The sequence below is a fragment of the Collimonas sp. OK307 genome (assembly GCF_900113705.1).
Lineage (GTDB): Bacteria > Pseudomonadota > Gammaproteobacteria > Burkholderiales > Burkholderiaceae_D > Collimonas.
The window spans coordinates 98,406-115,896 of sequence record NZ_FOQI01000002.1 but is presented as its reverse complement, the minus strand read 5'-3'; the positions used below and the strand labels follow the sequence as shown (position 1 = coordinate 115,896).

The window sequence follows — 17,491 nt, the reverse complement described above, 5'->3', positions numbered from 1 at the left end:
TCTCAATAAACCGTATCCTGGTGTGTACGTTCACGCGGCGGCACGGAATCGATATAGCCGATGTCGCGCAGCAGGTGATCGTTCAGTTCGCGCAGATTCAGCGCAAAGCATGGCTCTACCTCTGCGGCCTGTACAGGAACCGGGTGTTGCCGCGCCCCGCCTACAGTGCTTCTGATTACTTGTAATACGCCATCCAGGAAATTTTGCGGACGTGGCAATGTTGCAGCGATTTGATTCGGTGTAGATACGCAGTTCATGGCAACCTCACAAGTTGGTTATCGGGAAATTTTGAAGTACTTTCTTTAAAGCACTTTCAATACTGGTCAGAATATCCAACCAAACGTACTTAGGGAAACGACTTGTTCTAACCATATTGGTAAGTTATGCTTACCAGCATGAGTCGACTTCCACTTCATACCCTCCCCGTCTTCCGTACCGCCGCGCGCCTGCAGAATTTGCGCGCCACAGCGGTCGAAATGCATTTGACCCACAGCGCCGTCAGCCAGCAGATCGGCGTGCTGGAGCAGCAACTTGGTTTCACCCTGTTTGAGCGGCGCGGTCGTCGCATCGTGCTGAATGAAGCGGGCCAGGCGCTGCTCTGCAGTGTCGAGTCGGCGCTGGCGCAGCTGGATGTCGGCGTGCTGGCCGCCGCCGCGACGGCGATCGGTACTGCGCAACGGTTACGGCTGACGGTGATGCCGTCCTTTTTGCAACGCTGGCTGCTGCCGCGCATGCAGCGCTGGCGCGAACGTCATCCAGACATAGCAATAGAGTTGCATTCGTCGCAGCAATTGATCGATTTGCAGCGTGACGGTTTTCACGCGGCGCTACGGCAAGGGCGCGGCGGTTGGCCCGGGTTGAGCGACGAACGTCTGTTTGATAGCCCGTTGGTGGTGGTAGCATCGCCGGCCACCGCGCGCCGCTTGCAGGGCAGCGGCGCTGCCGCCCTGGTGCATGAAGCACTGCTGGGCGACGCCGATTTATGGGATCGCTGGTTCGGTGAAGCCGGCCTGACGGTAAGGACCAATCCGGTGGCCAGCTTCAACGACGCCGGCCTGATGCTGCAGGCTGCCGAGCAAGGCTTGGGGATAGCGATGGGGCGCGAGTTCATGGTGGCCGAGGCCTTGCGCGACGGTTTGCTGGTGCAACTCTCCGAACAACGGCTGGCGCCCGACGCCGATTTCGCTTCTTACTTCCTGGTTTATCCGCCTGCTTTGCGCGACTGGGCGCCGCTGCAAGCTTTGCGCAGCTGGCTGCACGACGAAGTGCGCGCATTGCAGGAGCATGCGGCGCCCGCCGCTATCATTGCGTCGGTGGACGTTCCGTCGCCGAAAAAGGTATCTGCACGCAAGAAAGCGCCATAGAGGCATTAAAAGCGGTAAGTGTCCGGCTCGGAAATTGGCTCGGATGGCAGGAAATTCACGGCCTGTCGCGATACGTTGCCGGTGTTCAGCCAAGCCAGCGACTCTGGCCATAAATTCTGGCCAAAGCGGTCATGGAAAAAAGCGAAATGACCAATCTCGGATAGCGCGAATTCACCGGGCGTCACCATCACATGGGTCCTGTCGCTGCCACGGTAATAGCGTAACAGCCGCATCACCGCGGCCGGCGTACCGAAGTTGTCGTCGCTGATGCTGTACGCGAGTAACGGGCAGTGCAGTTGTGCGAAATAGTGCGTGTTGGCGCAGCGTTCCTGGTGTTTTACCGGTTTGCTAAAGATACTGGAGCTGTGCCGCTGACTCAGTGTCGCTCCCCGGAACGCCCATTCATAGGCCACACCGGCCGGCAGATCTTCCAGCCAGCCCAGCAGGCGCCCCGGAAAAAAGCCCGCCAGCGTTGTCGCCAAAGGCATCAGCACATGCCATTTCAGCAGCATCCGGTAGCGCGCATGTTCTGCATAATCCTGCCAATATGCGAATTGCGCGCCCACTGTCAGCAAGCGGTCTATGCGCCCGTTCGAGGCGCTGAAGCCAGGTAATACGCCGCCAATGCTGTGGCCGACCACGACGATTTTTGCATCCGGAATATTCTTGATAACCCATGACATGATGCCTTCGAAATCCTTGCTGCCCCAGTCGAATTTTGTCGCCTTTAAGCGACGTAGCGACGCCGGTCGAGAGGCCCCGATGCCGCGATAGTCGTAAGTGATGGCAAGGTAGCCATGGGCAGCCAGGAATTTTGCGTAACGTGCGTAATAAGCTGCCTTGACGCCGGTGGCGCAATTGATGATCGCCACCGTTTGCGGCAGGTGCAACGCGTCGGAATAGTACAAGCAGGCGCCTAAGGGGTAGCCGTCCGTGGCCGGGATCTGGATCGGCGACTCGATCGGCGCTTCGGTTTGCAATTCAGGGGACATTTTTTCAGTAAGCCTGCTGGTCTGTATAGCCTCGATTGTAGAGAGCAAAAGGCGTGCGCATAAGGTATGCTGCCGGCATATCTTTGTTGAGTGCAGCTCACCAATATGAATAATCTCGATGCCAATTCGCTGATCATTTTTTATCACGTCGCCAGTAGCGGCAGCCTGACCAAGGCGGCCGAAGCGCTGGGCCTGTCGCGCTCTGCGCTCAGCCACCGGATCAAGGCGATTGAAGCCAGGCTCGGTTGCCAGCTGTTGATCCGCACCACCCGCAGCGTCGGCCTGACCGATGCCGGTTACCGGCTGGCCGCCTACGCCAGCCGGATCGCCGATACCTTGAGCGAGGCCAACCTGCTGGCCAACGGCCTCAACCAGGATACCGCCGGGCTGGTGCGTATTTCCGCGCCGTCCGGCCTCGGTTCGGTTTGGCTGCGGCCACTGCTGATGGCATACATGCAGGCCAATCCCCTGGTCAACATCGATGTGCGTTTGAGTGAATTCGGCGTCGACATTACCAAGGATCCTTTCGACCTTGCGATCCGTGTGACCTCTCAACCGCCCGAAAATGTAGTCGCCAAAAAACTGTTCGACGTCTCCTGGTGGCTATGCGCCAGTCCGGCGCTGGCTTCAAGGTTTGCCGACGACCTGGCCGCGCTCGATTTGTCGACGATACCGATTGCAGGCTTTTCCCGCGCCAGCCAGCTGCATGAAATAACGCTGACGCGCGGTACGGAAAAGCTGGTTGCGACGCGTCCGCCGGTGCTGGTGTCTAACGAACTTGAAATGGTCCGGGATGCGGTAGCGCGCTCGTTGGGCATGGCGGTATTGCCCGACTATTATGCAAAGCAGGAAGTGCAGGCGGGACGTTTGCTGCGCTTGCTGCCGGACTGGCAAGTCAACGCGGGATTTGGCGACCAGGCCTATGCGTTGCATCTGCCGGGGCGCATGCTGCCGTTGCGGGTCAAGCGACTGATCGATTTCCTGAGCCGGCGCAGTTGATATTGTTGAAATCGGTTCAACACTGATGCGTTCACTGGCCATCTTCTCTAGCCTCTTTGCCGCGCTTACAATTATGCTTTCGATAGCGGCATCCAATGGAGAGTCATCACATGCTTTACAAAGCGCGCACCAATTCGCGTACCAACTGGGTAATGCTGACCTGCTTCGGCATGATCCTGTTTCTTTGTATCGGGCAGCGCCATAGCTTCGGTCTTTACCTGCGGCCGATGACGATGGACCTGGGCTGGGATCGCGCCACTTTTTCCTTTGCCATCGCTTTGCAAAACCTGGTGTGGGGCATCAGCCAGCCGTTCACCGGGATGCTGGCCGATCGCTACGGCGCCAGGCGGATTTTCGTTGTCGGCGGCATCCTGTATGCGCTCGGCCTATATGGCATGTCGCAAGCCAGCACCGGTATCGGGCTTGCCACCAGCGCCGGACTGCTGGTTGGCATTGCCCAGAGTTGCACCGGCTTCGGCATCGTCTATGGCGCGGTCGGCAAGATAGTCAGTGCTGAAAAACGTGGCATGGCGCTGGGGGTTGTCGGCGCCTTCGGCTCATTGGGACAATTTGCGATGCTGCCGTCGAACCAGGCATTGATCGGTCATTTGGGCTGGGCGCATGCCTTGCTGATCGGCAGTGGCGCGTGTTTGCTCATAGTCGCGCTGGCGTTCGGAACTTCGGCGCCTGCGGGCAGGCCGCCTGAGGCTGCGGGGCAAAGCATGGTGCAGGCGCTCAGGCAGGCATTCCGGCATCAGGGATTTCTACTGTTGACGCTGGGTTTCTTCGCCTGCGGCTTTCAATTGGCGTTCATCGCCACCCACTTGCCGGCCTATCTGGCGGATCAGGGGCTGAGCCCGACTGTCGGCGTGACGGCGCTGGCAATTGTGGCGTTGGCGAATATCCTGGGGACCTATCTATGCGGTTATTTCGGTGAGAAATTCAGCAAGAAATATCTGCTGGCGGCGATCTACGGCCTACGCGGCATCGCCCTGGCGGTTTTTGTCCTGGTGCCGGTGACGCCGCTGACGACCTATGTATTTGCGGCGGTAATGGGGTTGATATGGCTGGGTACGGTACCGTTGTCGAACGGCGTGGTCGGCCAGATATTCGGCTATCAACATATCTCCATGCTGTACGGATTTGTCTTCCTGAGCCATCAACTCGGCAGTTTCCTGGGGGTGTGGCTGGGCGGGGTCTTGTTTGACCTGACCGGCAATTACCAGGCAGTCTGGGCGATTGCGATCGGCCTCAGCGCAGTCGCCGCGATCATCAGTTTGCCGATTGACGATCGCGCGGTTCAGGCCAGGCCGGCGCATGTCTGATCGGTCGTCCATGCGCTTGAGAAGATTGTTCGCTGTTTGCGTCGGCGGCCTTTTGCTCGCCGGTTTACTGGCCGCTTGTTTCCGGGCTTACTTGCAGCCGGATTTTCTGTTGGATCTGATTTCAGGTAACTTATTGTGCTGACATTGTTTTCCCGCATAATGCAGCCACCCATGCAGCCAACCTCTATCAAACGCCTTACCTGCCCCAGGTGCCTGCGTCCGCAGCGCACCTGCATTTGCAATTGGGTTACGCCTACAGAGAACGCGGTCGAAGTGCTGATCTTGCAGCACCCTTTGGAAGTCGACAATGCAAAAGGCAGCGTTCGTTTGCTCCAGCTGAGTTTGCCGCGAAGTGAAGTGCTTGTCGGCGAGGTCTTCGCGGAGCAGGCCATGCAGGCGCTGCTCCAACCGACCGCAGCCAGGTACACCATCCTGCTTTACCCTGACAGTCCTGAAGACAAAGGCCTGAATCTGGCGACGCCGCCACAGTTGGACCAGACACAATTGCTTGACCCCGCACAAGTGCGTTTGATCGTGCTGGACGGTACATGGCGCAAGAGCCGGAAAATGCTTTACCTCAATCCCCTGCTGCAGCAACTGCCTAGGTTGTCATTGAGCAATACGCCGGCATCGCGCTACCTGATTCGCAAAGCTCACCGCCCCGGGCAGTTATCCACGCTGGAAGCAACTTGTTATGCCCTGATGCAACTTGAGCAAAACGAGGGGAAATATCAGCCTTTGCTGACAGCATTTAGTGGCTTTGTGAGGCAGCAGCTTACCTATGAAAAGCACTAGAAACCGTGGTTTTCCGGCGACTCCCGCCATCGACTTATTGCCGCCAATCGTGTATCCTCTTCGGACCCTTCTTAAGCGCTTGTATCTGCTTGGCAACATTCAGCAATGTTCGGCAATGTTCGGCAATAAACGCTTACCCTGCAAGTATTCATTCCATCTGTAACAAGACGGCGATCGCTGACAAATAGCGATAATTCGCCAACGCCAACGTGTGAGGACGCATGAAGGATTATTACGCCGTTCTCGGCATAGACAGTGATGCAACGGCTGGCGCGCTGAAAAACGCCTACCGCAAGAAAGCCTCAGAGTTTCACCCTGACAGAAATACCGCGCCCGACGCGCCCGCGCGATTCCGCGACGTCCAGGAAGCCTACGATCTTTTGTCGGATGCGGTGAAACGCCAGGAATACGACGAAAACCGAAGGCGCAGCTTGCTGGAAAACCCGCTTGAGACGGCCCGACAAATCTGGACCACTTATATGAACAAGGTTATGCAATGATGCTTTCCGCTTTTTTTGAAGACATGACCAAGGCTTACCAGGCCGAACTGGAAGACTTGCAAAGCGATTCCGAGGGTAACGACATCTTGACGTCGCGCCTGAAAAGCAAGCGCTCGCAGTTTGCATTGATGATGCCGATGATCGAAACCGACCCGGAAATGGTGGCGGTAGCTTTTCACGGCGGTGTCGACTTTACCAATCCGCAGACGCTGACAATGTTGCTGGGCGATGAACCGGATGACTTTCCGTCGTGGACCGATGTCGCCGATGCAGTGCAGTTTGAGTCGTGGGCGCAAAAGTTGGCCGATATCGCGTTGCAGGAACCGGGCGGCGAGCGTTTCCTGATCACCACGGTTTGCCTCGAATATCTGTACGAAAAGAGTAACGGCAGTTATCAGGGCGTCTATAACCAATCTGCCCATGGCGAGTCCGACGATGCGGTGGAAGGGGTTGAAAACGACGACGATGACGACGGCCGCGATCTCGAAGTAGAAGGCGCCGACTGGCTCTCCGAGCAAGGCTTCGAACGCTTGGGCTAACTTTTTATTTAGACATTTTTGATTTAGTGATTCCATGACAAACGCGCTAGTAGTAAAAGCAGCAAACCTGATCCGCAACGGCGATATCGCCGGGGCCGAATTCGCTTTGGTCAGCCTGGCTGAGACCGAGGGTGATTACGCCTTGGTCGCCGCGCTCGACACGCTGCCGCCGAAAGACCTGCTGGCCGTCATCCGCGAATACGACACATCGAAAGAGTCGGTGGTCAATTTGCTGGTGACGCCGGAGCAATTCGCGCGCGCGGTGGTCATGGAACGACTATATGGCGATCATAGCCATGTGCGCCTGCGCGGCATGGTGAATGCGGTGCTGTTCCGCGACGATAGCCACACCGGTGAATTCCTCGAAGCGATCGGCGATGTCGACGGCGGCTGCGAAGCGCTGATCGATTACCTGTCGGACCGCGACGAAGAGGTGGTGCATTTCGTCACCTACGATACGTTCAACGTCAATCGCACCGAAGAGGGCGATGCAGTCGACAAATCAGAAGTAAGCGATCGCGACTGGAAAGAACTGACCTGGCTGCTCAAGCACGAGCACGCCGATATGTTCGAACAGATCTGGCCGGTATTAAAAAAACGGCTGAAGGAACGCCTGCGGCGCGAAGCGGAGCTGGAATTGCAGGAGCAGAAAAACCTCGAGCAGCTGGATCGTCCGACAGCTCGCCCGGCAGCTGCCGTACAAACTGCACCCGTCGTCGATCCTGGCGAAGAATCCGCGCTTTAATTGCTCAAGATAACCGTTCCAGAAATCCACGCATCCCATGTCCGACAAACACCGGAATATCGAACTGGTCGACAAGCGCCCTTTCTTTGAAAAGGTGCTTGGTTTCGGCCTCAAGAGCCATATCCTGGATCAGGAAAAATGCCGCGCGATGATAGAGGACGCGGCCAAGGGCACGGTCCAGGTCGCGGCATTCTTCGGCACCAGCCATCTCCATACCGATCTTGAAAACGCGCGGCAGCGCATCGTCAACCTGATCAGCTTGTATCTGGAACAGACGTACAACGGCGACTTGCAAAAATCGGCGGAATCTCTGCGCGACAATACTTTCCTGTCGCATTCGCGCGGCGGCAATGAAATGCTCAAGGCGCTGCATGCATTACCTGACTCAACGGTTTTCGGCGATACCAAAGGCCAGGGGCTTAAGGAGTTCCAGGACGAACGCACGCTGAACAAGCCGTTTTCACTGAACGCTTATCGCAAAGAGCGTAAGGCGCGCGAGGAGTGCGCGGCCGTCGTTGAGGCGGCGCTCTGGTTTGCCGACGATATGGGCCTGGAGCATTCGGCGCTCGATTTCACCGGAGCTGAAACGGTCATCCGTACGGCGCTGCTGGTGCGTCTCGCTGGTGGCGGAGAATTCCCTAACCGGCTTGGTTTCGCCAAATTGCTGGCGACGATACGCGGCAATGCGGCTAACAGTACCGCTGCCGGGAAACTGAAGATTCCCAAAAAATTGCTGGACGACGTGCCGCTGGAATATCGCGGTGTTGCTGAAAAAATCCGGCGTGAGATCGAGAAGCGCGACGCGCTGACCGATCCTGCGGTGACGCTCGACAGCTTGCTCAACCTGGTCGAACTGCGTTACTTCGTGCAGGAAAGCAGCCTGGAAGATGTGGACGGCTTTGATGCCCTGGTGTCGAAGGAATGGCACAAGGTTACCAAGGGCAAGGAAGATCCCTACTCGCGCCTGACGATTTTCATGTGCATCGCGGCCGCTGCGAAACCCAAGACGACCGTATCGGAAACCGAGGCGCGCGCCATGATCCGGCAAGTCCGCCAGCATGGTTTCGATAGCGCTGCGGTTGCGGCTTTCATCAACAGCGCGGCGCCGTTCGAGATCAAGGACAATCTGTTGTCGTTGTGGGAAGACGAATTCTTGCCCGAAGCGCAGGAGTATCTGACCGACGATGAGGATCTCAAATACACGCGCGCCCTGAAGTTTTTGAAAGAGAATTGCAATATCAAGGTAAAAGCAGCCGGCAAGGTACAAGACTAGCCGACTGTCTTACCGCAGCAATCTCACAAACTCGCGGCCAGTTCCGCACCTTCGCGTATCGCCCGCTTGGCATCCAGTTCACTGGCAAACGAAGCCCCGCCGATCAGGTGATAACGCAAACCGGCTTGTTGCGATTTGGTTTTGACTGGCTGGCCCGGCTTACCCGGCGCAATGGCAGCGGCCGGAATCAATTCGTGCAGGGACTCTTGTCCGGCGCAGATCACCACGTTATCCACCTCCAGCACGCGGCTGGCGCCACCCACGCTGATATGCAAGCCCTGATCATCGATCCGTTGATAATCGACACCAGCCAGCATCTGCACACCGCTACGCTGCATCACGCTGCGGTGAACCCAGCCTGAGGTTTTCCCAAGCCCGGCGCCAACCTTGCTTGACTTACGCTGCAGCAGGTGAATTTCCCGCACTGGCGCTGTCGCCACCGCCGGCTTCAAACCGCCTGCCTGCGTGGCCAGCGGATCGACACCCCATTCATCCATCCAGTGCGCAATCGGCACCGGCAAAGGCACATGCGCGTCGTGCAGCAGGAATTCGCACAGGTCGAAACCGATGCCGCCGGCCCCGACCACTGCCACACGCTTGCCAACCGGCGCCTTGCGTTGCAACACATCCAGATAAGACAGCACCATCGGATGCTCGATGCCGGGAATACGCAAATTACGCGGCGTCACGCCAGTCGCCACAATCACGTCGTCGAAACCCAGCGCCTCCAGCCGCGCCCGGTCAACGCGTTGATTCAGCTGCAATTCGACACCGGTGCGTTTAATCCGATGCTGGAAGTAGCGGATGGTTTCGCTGAACTCTTCCTTGCCGGGAATCTGCATGGCGATATTGAACTGGCCGCCGATCTGCGCGGCAGCCTCGAACAGCGTCACCTGATGGCCGCGTTCGGCAGCCACGGTTGCGGCCGACAAGCCGGCCGGACCGGCGCCGATCACCGCTACCCGCCGCGCCTTCACTGTGCGGCGATAGATCAGTTCGGTTTCATGGCAAGCTTGCGGATTAACCAGGCAGCTGGCGCGCTGGTTCTTGAAAGTATGATCAAGACAAGCCTGGTTGCAGGCGATGCAGGTATTGATTTCATCGGCGCGATTCTCCTGCGCCTTGAGTACGAATTCGGGATCCGCGAGGAATGGCCGCGCCATCGACACCATGTCGGCGTCACCCTCGGCCAGGATCTGTTCCGCCACTTCCGGCGTATTGATGCGATTCGAGGCAATCACCGGGATCTTGACGGCGCGCTTGAGCCTGGCCGTCGCTTCACGAAACGCGCCGCGCGGCACCGAGGTAACGATGGTCGGTATCCGCGCTTCATGCCAGCCGACGCCGGTATTGATCAAGGTCACGCCCGCCTGTTCCAGCGCCTGGGCCACGGCGATTATCTCGGCGCCGGTATTGCCGCCTTCTACCAGGTCCAGCAATGACAGGCGGTACATGATGATAAAACGCTCGCCGACTGCGGCGCGCATGCGCTGCACGATTTCCACCGCCAGCCGCATCCGGTTTTCAATGCTGCCGCCCCAACGGTCTTGCCGACGATTGGTGCGCGGTGACAGGAACTGGTTGAGCAGATAACCTTCGCTGCCCATGATTTCGACGCCGTCGTAGTTGGCGCGCTGCGCCAGCGTAGCGCTGCGCACATAGGCCGCGATGGTGGACTGGATGCCGCGTTCGGTCAGCGCGCGCGGCTTGAATGGAGAAATCGGCGACTTGATGGCTGAGGCTGACACCACGAACGGCTGGTAGCCGTAGCGTCCCGCATGCAGGATCTGCATCACGATCTTGCCGTCCTCTTCATGCACGGCGCTGGTCAAACGCTTGTGGTTATGAATATCGCCGATGCTGTTCATGGTGCCGCCGAACGGCAGCAGCCAACCTTGCCTGCCCGGCGAAATACCACCCGTCACGATCAGCCCGACACCGCCCTTGGCGCGCGCCCGGAAATACTCCGCCAGCTTGGCATAGTGAAAGAAGCGATCTTCCAGGCCGGTATGCATGGAGCCCATCACCACGCGATTTTTCAGTGTGGTGAAACCGAGGTCGAGTGGCGCGAGCAGATGTGGGTAGACAGGATGGGACATGTTTTTTTCCAAGTGGCCGTAGTACCGCAAAAATCGGATACAGGCCGGAATTTACCTGAAAAGCGACGCCAGATCGTTGAAACAGTCGTGTTTTGACGGCGATTAGAGCCACTAACCTATTTCGACTTTACCGTTGTCGATCGGCGTGAGCCCAATAATGTGCCCAGATCGATCGCATCCGCCATGGCTTGGTAACCGCGGTCGCCGGGATGCAGATGATCGCCGGAATCGTAGGCTGGCAAGAAGCGTCGCGGATGCCCGGGATCTCTCACCGCGGCGTCGAAATCGATCACCGCATCGAATTCGCCGCTGCTGCGTATCCAGCGATTCACCGTCTGCCGGGTCTGTTCCTTGGCCTCGGAATAATAGCCTTTCAGGGCAGTGTCCTGCAGTGCGCCCTCGAATGGCGTCAACGTACCGCCGACGATACGCACATGACGCATGTGTGCACGCGCTATCAATTGCCGATAGGCGGCGATCAGCCGATCCGCGGGCAAAGCCGGATCATCAGGCGTGAAGCTGCTGCTTGGCCAGCCGATGTCATTGATGCCCATCAGCAGGATCACAGTATCTACATTGGGTTGATTCAGCACATCGCGGTCGAAGCGGGCCAGGGCATTGACGCCCATCTTGTCGCTCAGCACCCTGGCGCCCGAAATGCCGGCGTTGATCACGGCGATCCGTTGCTTGGCGAGTCGCTGCGCCAGCAGATCAGGCCAGCGCTGATTGCTGTTCGATGTGGAGCCGGCGCCGTCAGTGATCGAATCGCCAAAGGCCGCCACCACGCGTGATGCCGGCGGCGCGTCGACCAAAATCGTGCTGAGTAACAGGCGTGCTTCCACGGTCTGGTCGGTTTTGATCAAAGGCGCCGCTGTCAGGTTGCCGGGTGCGATGTACGCGGTCTGCTTGCCTTCCCAGTGGAAGGTGGCGAGTGGCGTCGTCTGCGGCAGGAAGATACTGACTGCGACCTGGGCTAGCGGCATCAGCGCCAGGTCAATCGGATCGCTGACGGCCGGTGCGCCCGGTGCAATCGTTACTTCGCCGCGGCCGCCGAAGGTAAGGACACGATCCGAGCCGGCGACGATTTCCGAGCTACTACCGGACGATGCGGCCAGCGCAATATGCGCCGCACCTATCGTCAGCGGCGTGGCGCCGTATTCGTTGGATAACACCACCCGGGCGCGCTTGCCGCCGATGCTGAGGCGGACGATCTGGCGCACGGTCTGGTTCGACAAGGTGGCCGGGATGTTGGTCGCCAAGGCGAAACCGTCCTCCCAGGCCGGTTGCGGGCTGGCAGTCCAGCTGGCGGTCCAGTGCTGCGCAGCACGGCCGGTTTCAGCCGCTTGCGTTGTTACAGGCGGTATGCTCAGGAGCGACAGCAGGGTTAGTGCCGCGGCGATTTTCGGATAGCTCATAGGAAAGCGCATGAAGTAACTCCTTTGGTTGATTAAGTATGCAGTACAAGCAAACGCAAGCAAGTACAAACAAGGCATCGATGCAAACAAGATATATTCTTCCCAATGCGCATGGTAGAGGCCATAATTAACTATCACTTATTCCAAAATCGAATGACATGGATCAAATCAGGGCAATCCGCAGCTTCGTGCGGGCAGTTGAGCTCGGCAGCCTGTCGGCGGTAGCGCGCGAAGAGCACAGCACGCAACCGACCGTCAGCAAAACCATCGCCGCGCTAGAGAAGGAGATGGGAGTGCGTTTGCTGGAGCGCAGCACTACCAGCCTGACCACCACTGAACAGGGCAAGCGGTTTTACGCGCGCGCCAAACGAGTGCTGGAGGAATTCAACGAAGCGGTTAGCGATGCTCGTGGCTTGACCGAGAAACCCACCGGCCTGCTGCGCGTCAATGCGCCGCTCGGTCTCGGCCAATTGCGGCTCAACGGGCTGGTGCTGGAATTCCTGGCGCTGTATCCCGAGATCGAGGTGGAGCTGATATTGAATGACCGCTTTGTCGACCTGGTGGAAGACGGCGTCGACGTGGCGTTACGGCTAGCGGGCGAGCTGCCGCCCAACATGATCGCGCGCAAGATCGCTAGCGCCGAGCGCTATCTGGTGGCAGCGCCGGCTTATCTGGCGCGCCATCCGGAGATCCGGTGTCCCGAGGATCTGGCCAGTCATCGCTACATCGGTTTCGCGCGGCCGGCGAATGGTGAGGTGACCCAGATAAACGGTCCCGCCGGCACGATCGAGATCGCCACCCGGAGTCGCTATCAGGTCAACAGTTCGCTAGCGATACGCGAGAGTTTCCTGATGGGCGCCGGTCTTGGCATCTGTCCATCCTGGCTGGTCCACGACCTGCTCGAATCGGGCCAGTTGCAGCGTATTCTTCCGGAATGGAGCGCGTCGGGGCAGGAAGCCTCGTTGCTGTATCCGTCGCGCCGCTATCAATCCTTGCGCGCCACGGTTTTCATGCAATTCATGGTAGAGCGGATTCCAAAGCTGCCAGGATTCTCCGCACCGGTATTTGGACGTTAACCGGAAATCGGATCCCGGATCTTATTTCCTGGCGCTGGTTGCCACCGCGCGCTGGGCTTGCTTGAATACCGGACCCCACAATGGATGACCTTGTTCGCCGGGCGCCAGGTCGAAGTTGGGGTCGAGCTTCAGCGCTTTTTCAAATTGCTGTTTGCATAGTTTCTTCCGAGACGTCACGCAATAACTGAAAGCCATGGTTTTCAGGGCTTCAGTCTGGAACGAGATGTCTGCCGACCAGATGTCCGGGGCGTTGGCGAGGCGTTTGATGGCGGCGCTGTAACTGCCCTTGTTGTACAAGGCGATGCCATCGGTCAATGCGGCTGGCGGCGCCGGCGGTTCAGGAGCAACCGCCGCCACAGGCGCAGGTGCGCTGGGTGTCGGATTGGCCGCCACCGGCTTTTGCCCGGGATTGAGGCTGTCGCAGCCGCCGAGCATAAAGGTTGCAGCCAGCATGGCGGCGCCGCTGATACGGTAGAAAGAGTGAGTCATGACGAATTCGTGGCTAAGCTACATTTATTGGGACGAAAAATCATAGTCGATATTCCGTGATTTCTTCGGCGAGACATCGATATCGAAAAGGCGATCCGGAAAACTCGGATTGATCACTTTGATCTGATGTTTGCCTTCCGGCAGAACCAGTTTTTTCAGTGGCGGACTGACACCCTTCATGCTGCCGTCAACCAGCACCTTGCCCCAAGGTTTGATGGTCAGCATGACGACGCCGGTAGGCTCGACGGCTTTTACCTCAGTGGCTTTGGCGTCAACCGCTTTGGCTGCAACTGCCGCGTTGGCCTCGGTGACCGCGCCTTTACCGTCCGGCACCGCCACTTTGTCGTGAGCCTGTTCGGCCGGAGCCGTTGCAAGCTTTGGCACTGGCAATACGGCTGGCGCGACTTTGGCCGCTGCCACAGGTGCGCGTGCCGCAGCAATAGCTGGGGCACTTGTCGGCAGCCGCGCCGGCTTGAGCCATAAAAAGGCGCCCAGTCCCAGCACAGTTACCGCAGCGACCAGCCACCAGCCCGGCGCTCGCAGCGGCTTATCCAGCAGGCTGGCCTGCGGGGCCGGAGATCTGTTGCGCCTGCGCTTACCGCTGGTAACTACCGGCGCTTCGCCCGGTTTGCGACTTGGAGGGCGGAATGCGGCCGGGCTGCTGGCATCGTTGTCGGGCATCGGCATCGGCACAGATAGTTCCAGGTCCAGCAGCTTGCGGAATTCTTCTATCGATTGCGGCCGGTCTTCCGGCTTCACCGCCAGGCCCTTGTCGATGGCGGCCAGGAATTCTTTGCTGAATCCACTGTGCTGGCCATCCTGCAAAGGTGTGATCGGGTCCTTGATCATGCGCGCGACCGAAGTCGGCGGCGCGGTCTTGACGATCGCAAAATAGATGACCGCCGACAGCGAATAGATATCGGTCCACGGCCCCTGCTTCATCATGGCGTCGTCGGCGTACTGCTCGATCGGCGCGTAGCCGGGTTTGAGGATGACCGTCAGCGAATGCGTCATGTCGCCGATAATCTGGCGCGCCGCACCGAAATCCAGCAAGACCGCTTCACCGTTCTTCTGGATCATGATGTTGTCAGGCGAGATGTCGCGATGCAGTATTTGTACCCGGTACATGGCGTCGAGCGCTTCCAGCATCGGCTTCAGCATGCTCTTCAGCCACGCTTCGGTAACCTGTGCGGGCGAGTTCTGGACCACGCTTTTGAGCGTCCGTCCTTCGTAATAACGCATCGCCATGTAGGCAGTATTATTCTGCTCCCAGAACCGGTACACCTTGATCAGCGCGGGGTGATCGAATTGCGCCAGCAGGCGCGCTTCCTTGATGAAACTCTTGAGGCCGATGGCGAAAGTCTCGCGGTGCCGCTGCGCGCGCACCACGACCTTCTTGTCCGGCCCGCGTCCGGCAAAGGCGCCCGGCATGTATTCCTTGATGGCCACCATGCGGCGCAGCGATCTGTCGAAGGCGAAGTAGACGATGCCGAAACCGCCTTCGCCAATCACGCCGATGATTTCAAAATCGGCCAGGCGGGTGCCCTTAGGCAAGCAGTTCTCGACAGCTGTTGCTGATATTTCTTGCTGATCAATCGGCTTGACGTTTGGCATAGGCAGTTGGGTCGACTTAAGTAATATTATTCTGGACAGCGATCAACGCTAAAGGGGCGTTGAATACGCTGACGGCACTGATGGTCGAGGATCGGCTACACGGATTGTAAACGCAGTACAGTTATCAAGTGGGACGTTGGATGCCTTACCGTTCTTTTCTACCAGCGCATGCATGCTGTCGAGCCAGTCTTGCGCAGAATCGGCCTGGATTGCCGCCTGCTCCATTTCTGCTTCGCTGATCCATTCCCAGAAACCGTCGGTGCAGATCAGGAATGCGTCACGGCCCTGCAATTCGGTTACGCTTTGGGTCACCGTGGCGGGCGCACTGCCCTCCACGCCGACCGCAGCCGACAGAATGCTGCGCCGTGGATGCCGGCGCAATTGGTCGGCTGAACAATGGCCGGCATCGACGAATTGCTGGATCAGGCTGTGATCCCTGGTGGCACTCAGCAGTTTGCCCTGGCGGAACAGATAGAGGCGAGTATCGCCCATATGGGCCCATAGCGCGCAACGATTTTTTTGATCGATCAGCAACACCGCTACAGTCGAGCTCATGTCTTTCAAACGCGGTATTTGCGCTTGACGCCGCTGCAGCTGCGCCACCGCATGCTCGATATAAGACTGCAGCGCGCGTGGACCGAAAGAAGCTTCTTCCACGAACATTTCCATGATCGAATTGACCACGACATTCGAGGCGATTTCGCCACCGTACTCGCCACCGACACCGTCGGCGACAATCATGCAGGCCAGGTCATCCTGCAGCACACTGCCCCAGGAATCCTGATTGACCTGCCGTCCACCGGCATGACTTAGTTGCGCCAAACTCAGGACGACCGGAATTGCCGTGTCGCTGAGTAAGGACGGTTCAGGCATGCTGCGTCTCTTTGTGCTGCATCTCTTTCCTCTGCTTCTCGACTTTTCTTTCGTAAGCCTGCAAAAACGCCTTGCCAAACAAAACCTGGAAATCGTCCTGCGTGGCTTCCGCAATAATCCGTTGGAAGCGTTCGTTATAGGCATCCCATAACTTTGCCTTGCGCGTCGCCGGCAGCAATGTATCCAGCATGCCACCTTTTTTCTGGCGTTTTTCCATCACTTCGGGATTGAAACGCTGCAGCATCTCGTTCATGGTCGCACGCATGCCGGAAACCACGCCGACCTGGTGCGCCTGCAAATCCTGGTAAGCGTCTTGCATGGCTTCGGTGGCGCCCATGAAGCCGGGCATCTTCTTGCGCAGCATCTGGATCAGCACAGTCTGGCTGTCGTTAAAGAATTTCAATGGATTATTGTTGCGCACCACTACCTTGGTCACATCCGCATGCGCTTCGCGCTTCACCAGCGCGCGGGTGGCGTTCAGCTCGATCGTGCCTTGCACGGCTGTCGCCAGTAACTTGCCAACGGTTTCCATCAACTCTGGCGTCAAATCGTGCGTTAACGTTTCAAGCGGCAGGCCTGCACCTTTCATGAAGGCCTGCACCAATGCTTCGATGGATGCGGATGGCTCGGTCGCCGAGGTGCTGGTGTCGCTCGCGCTGACTGCAGCAGGGACAGACGCAAGTGCAGGAGCGGGAACAGAACTTGCGGCCGGCCGTTGCACCGTATTCACCGGGCGCAGCGATGCAGCCGGCGAGTGGGACGATGTCGACAGCGAAGCATTTGCGGTAGCCGCCAATTCCAGGTTCAACTGCGCCAGCGCCGCCAGGCGCGTCTCGGAAACGCTCAACAGAGGCTTGTTGCCGCCGGCTTTACCGCCGTTTGCCCGAGGCGCTGGATTGGTCGATGGCTGACCTGGCTGATTGATCATGTCAGGGTTATCTTTCATTAAGTTGAGCTGCGCTTCGGCGCGCAATAAATACAGGCCGATCTGGATTTCATCGCCAATCTGCAAATCGTATTCGCGCTCGGCATCGATCTCATGTCCATTCAACAAGATCGGATTGGCACGGCTGAGATTGGTGATCGTTTGGCGGACGCCATCACTTTTGATAGCGGCCTGGGTCCGCGATACAAAATTCCTGGGATCGGCCAGGACGAAATAATTCTCATCGCTGCGACCGAGAGTTTTTGGCTCTCGGCCGAATACAGCTGACAAGGGCGCTTCAGGTGCGACGTTGTTGTAAGAAACAACACTAATTTTTATCATTGGATGGGTTTCCAGCAACGCAATAATTTGCGCAAATTACCTGAGGGAATCATTGCATGCTTGGCAGCAAGTTCCATGCCCAAGAAATACCAGCTGAAAATCGGTCCGGGAGGCGCGAAAAACCTG

At 58.1% G+C, this 17,491-nt stretch carries 17 protein-coding genes; 9 read left to right on the top strand and 8 right to left on the bottom strand.

Annotation, left to right across the window (positions count from 1 at the left end; translation table 11 throughout):
• Positions 1 to 2: 2 nt before the first annotated feature.
• Positions 3 to 257, bottom strand: a complete 255-nt coding sequence (locus BM205_RS04185) for a hypothetical protein (protein WP_092412892.1) — start codon at positions 255 to 257, stop codon at positions 3 to 5.
• Between the two features lie 126 nt (positions 258 to 383).
• On the opposite strand from BM205_RS04185, the gene BM205_RS04180 reads away from it, so the two are divergent.
• Entirely contained in the window at positions 384 to 1,364 is a 981-nt protein-coding gene (locus BM205_RS04180) for a LysR substrate-binding domain-containing protein (protein WP_254783739.1), read from the top strand.
• A gap of 5 nt (positions 1,365 to 1,369) precedes the next feature.
• On the opposite strand, the gene BM205_RS04175 is transcribed toward BM205_RS04180, so the two are convergent.
• Positions 1,370 to 2,356, bottom strand: a complete 987-nt coding sequence (locus BM205_RS04175; RefSeq protein WP_092412890.1) for an alpha/beta hydrolase family protein — start codon at positions 2,354 to 2,356, stop codon at positions 1,370 to 1,372.
• 105 nt (positions 2,357 to 2,461) lie between these two features.
• Between BM205_RS04175 and BM205_RS04170 the strand changes: the two genes are divergently transcribed.
• From BM205_RS04170 to BM205_RS04140, 7 genes are all read left to right on the top strand, one after another.
• Complete coding sequence (locus BM205_RS04170) at positions 2,462 to 3,355, top strand: LysR family transcriptional regulator (RefSeq protein WP_092412888.1); 894 nt, start codon at positions 2,462 to 2,464, stop codon at positions 3,353 to 3,355.
• Positions 3,356 to 3,465: 110 nt separating this feature from the next.
• The gene (locus BM205_RS04165; protein WP_092412886.1) at positions 3,466 to 4,680 is read left to right on the top strand and encodes an MFS transporter; all 1,215 of its coding nucleotides are present in this window, start codon (positions 3,466 to 3,468) and stop codon (positions 4,678 to 4,680) included.
• Between the two features lie 171 nt (positions 4,681 to 4,851).
• Positions 4,852 to 5,475 (top strand): tRNA-uridine aminocarboxypropyltransferase, encoded by a 624-nt coding sequence (locus BM205_RS04160; protein WP_092412884.1) that lies wholly within the window; start codon positions 4,852 to 4,854, stop codon positions 5,473 to 5,475.
• A 221-nt stretch (positions 5,476 to 5,696) separates the two neighbouring features.
• Positions 5,697 to 5,975, top strand: coding sequence for a DnaJ domain-containing protein (locus BM205_RS04155; protein WP_092412882.1), 279 nt, complete (start codon positions 5,697 to 5,699; stop codon positions 5,973 to 5,975).
• Positions 5,972 to 6,514 (top strand): hypothetical protein, encoded by a 543-nt coding sequence (locus BM205_RS04150; RefSeq protein ID WP_092412880.1) that lies wholly within the window; start codon positions 5,972 to 5,974, stop codon positions 6,512 to 6,514. Before BM205_RS04155 ends, BM205_RS04150 begins: the two co-directional genes overlap by 4 nt.
• 34 nt (positions 6,515 to 6,548) lie before the next feature.
• Positions 6,549 to 7,259: a hypothetical protein gene (locus tag BM205_RS04145; RefSeq protein WP_092412878.1), complete on the top strand. Its 711-nt coding sequence runs from the start codon at positions 6,549 to 6,551 to the stop codon at positions 7,257 to 7,259.
• 37 nt (positions 7,260 to 7,296) lie between these two features.
• Entirely contained in the window at positions 7,297 to 8,532 is a 1,236-nt protein-coding gene (locus BM205_RS04140; RefSeq protein WP_092412876.1) for a hypothetical protein, read from the top strand.
• 23 nt (positions 8,533 to 8,555) lie between these two features.
• Here BM205_RS04140 and BM205_RS04135 read toward each other — a convergent pair whose 3' ends face one another.
• Entirely contained in the window at positions 8,556 to 10,631 is a 2,076-nt protein-coding gene (locus BM205_RS04135; protein ID WP_092412874.1) for an NADPH-dependent 2,4-dienoyl-CoA reductase, read from the bottom strand.
• Between the two features lie 116 nt (positions 10,632 to 10,747).
• Complete coding sequence (locus BM205_RS04130) at positions 10,748 to 12,058, bottom strand: SGNH/GDSL hydrolase family protein (protein WP_254783738.1); 1,311 nt, start codon at positions 12,056 to 12,058, stop codon at positions 10,748 to 10,750.
• A 146-nt stretch (positions 12,059 to 12,204) separates the two neighbouring features.
• On the opposite strand from BM205_RS04130, the gene BM205_RS04125 reads away from it, so the two are divergent.
• Positions 12,205 to 13,122 (top strand): LysR family transcriptional regulator, encoded by a 918-nt coding sequence (locus tag BM205_RS04125; RefSeq protein WP_092412872.1) that lies wholly within the window; start codon positions 12,205 to 12,207, stop codon positions 13,120 to 13,122.
• Between the two features lie 21 nt (positions 13,123 to 13,143).
• Here the strand turns inward: BM205_RS04125 and BM205_RS04120 are convergent, their stop codons facing one another.
• The 4 genes from BM205_RS04120 to tagH all read right to left on the bottom strand — a co-directional run bounded on the left by BM205_RS04120 (position 13,144) and on the right by tagH (position 17,365).
• Complete coding sequence (locus tag BM205_RS04120; protein ID WP_092412870.1) at positions 13,144 to 13,611, bottom strand: TssQ family T6SS-associated lipoprotein; 468 nt, start codon at positions 13,609 to 13,611, stop codon at positions 13,144 to 13,146.
• Positions 13,612 to 13,635: 24 nt separating this feature from the next.
• On the bottom strand, positions 13,636 to 15,165 hold the full coding sequence (locus tag BM205_RS04115) for a serine/threonine protein kinase (RefSeq protein ID WP_254783737.1): 1,530 nt from the start codon (positions 15,163 to 15,165) through the stop codon (positions 13,636 to 13,638).
• Between the two features lie 108 nt (positions 15,166 to 15,273).
• Entirely contained in the window at positions 15,274 to 16,098 is an 825-nt protein-coding gene (locus BM205_RS04110; RefSeq protein ID WP_092412866.1) for a PP2C family protein-serine/threonine phosphatase, read from the bottom strand.
• The gene (tagH, locus tag BM205_RS04105) at positions 16,091 to 17,365 is read right to left on the bottom strand and encodes a type VI secretion system-associated FHA domain protein TagH (protein WP_092412864.1); all 1,275 of its coding nucleotides are present in this window, start codon (positions 17,363 to 17,365) and stop codon (positions 16,091 to 16,093) included. Before tagH ends, BM205_RS04110 begins: the two co-directional genes overlap by 8 nt.
• Between the last annotated feature and the right edge of the window lie 126 nt (positions 17,366 to 17,491).

What these genes read in the sequence shown, in the direction of transcription:
- BM205_RS04185 (WP_092412892.1), bottom strand. Translation starts at nt 257, where the DNA reads ATGAACTGCGTATCTACACCGAATCAAATCGCTGCAACATTGCCACGT.
- BM205_RS04180 (WP_254783739.1), top strand. Translation starts at nt 384, where the DNA reads ATGCTTACCAGCATGAGTCGACTTCCACTTCATACCCTCCCCGTCTTC.
- BM205_RS04175 (WP_092412890.1), bottom strand. Translation starts at nt 2,356, where the DNA reads ATGTCCCCTGAATTGCAAACCGAAGCGCCGATCGAGTCGCCGATCCAG.
- BM205_RS04170 (WP_092412888.1), top strand. Translation starts at nt 2,462, where the DNA reads ATGAATAATCTCGATGCCAATTCGCTGATCATTTTTTATCACGTCGCC.
- BM205_RS04165 (WP_092412886.1), top strand. Translation starts at nt 3,466, where the DNA reads ATGCTTTACAAAGCGCGCACCAATTCGCGTACCAACTGGGTAATGCTG.
- BM205_RS04160 (WP_092412884.1), top strand. Translation starts at nt 4,852, where the DNA reads ATGCAGCCAACCTCTATCAAACGCCTTACCTGCCCCAGGTGCCTGCGT.
- BM205_RS04155 (WP_092412882.1), top strand. Translation starts at nt 5,697, where the DNA reads ATGAAGGATTATTACGCCGTTCTCGGCATAGACAGTGATGCAACGGCT.
- BM205_RS04150 (WP_092412880.1), top strand. Translation starts at nt 5,972, where the DNA reads ATGATGCTTTCCGCTTTTTTTGAAGACATGACCAAGGCTTACCAGGCC.
- BM205_RS04145 (WP_092412878.1), top strand. Translation starts at nt 6,549, where the DNA reads ATGACAAACGCGCTAGTAGTAAAAGCAGCAAACCTGATCCGCAACGGC.
- BM205_RS04140 (WP_092412876.1), top strand. Translation starts at nt 7,297, where the DNA reads ATGTCCGACAAACACCGGAATATCGAACTGGTCGACAAGCGCCCTTTC.
- BM205_RS04135 (WP_092412874.1), bottom strand. Translation starts at nt 10,631, where the DNA reads ATGTCCCATCCTGTCTACCCACATCTGCTCGCGCCACTCGACCTCGGT.
- BM205_RS04130 (WP_254783738.1), bottom strand. Translation starts at nt 12,058, where the DNA reads ATGCGCTTTCCTATGAGCTATCCGAAAATCGCCGCGGCACTAACCCTG.
- BM205_RS04125 (WP_092412872.1), top strand. Translation starts at nt 12,205, where the DNA reads ATGGATCAAATCAGGGCAATCCGCAGCTTCGTGCGGGCAGTTGAGCTC.
- BM205_RS04120 (WP_092412870.1), bottom strand. Translation starts at nt 13,611, where the DNA reads ATGACTCACTCTTTCTACCGTATCAGCGGCGCCGCCATGCTGGCTGCA.
- BM205_RS04110 (WP_092412866.1), bottom strand. Translation starts at nt 16,098, where the DNA reads ATGCCTGAACCGTCCTTACTCAGCGACACGGCAATTCCGGTCGTCCTG.
- tagH (WP_092412864.1), bottom strand. Translation starts at nt 17,365, where the DNA reads ATGATAAAAATTAGTGTTGTTTCTTACAACAACGTCGCACCTGAAGCG.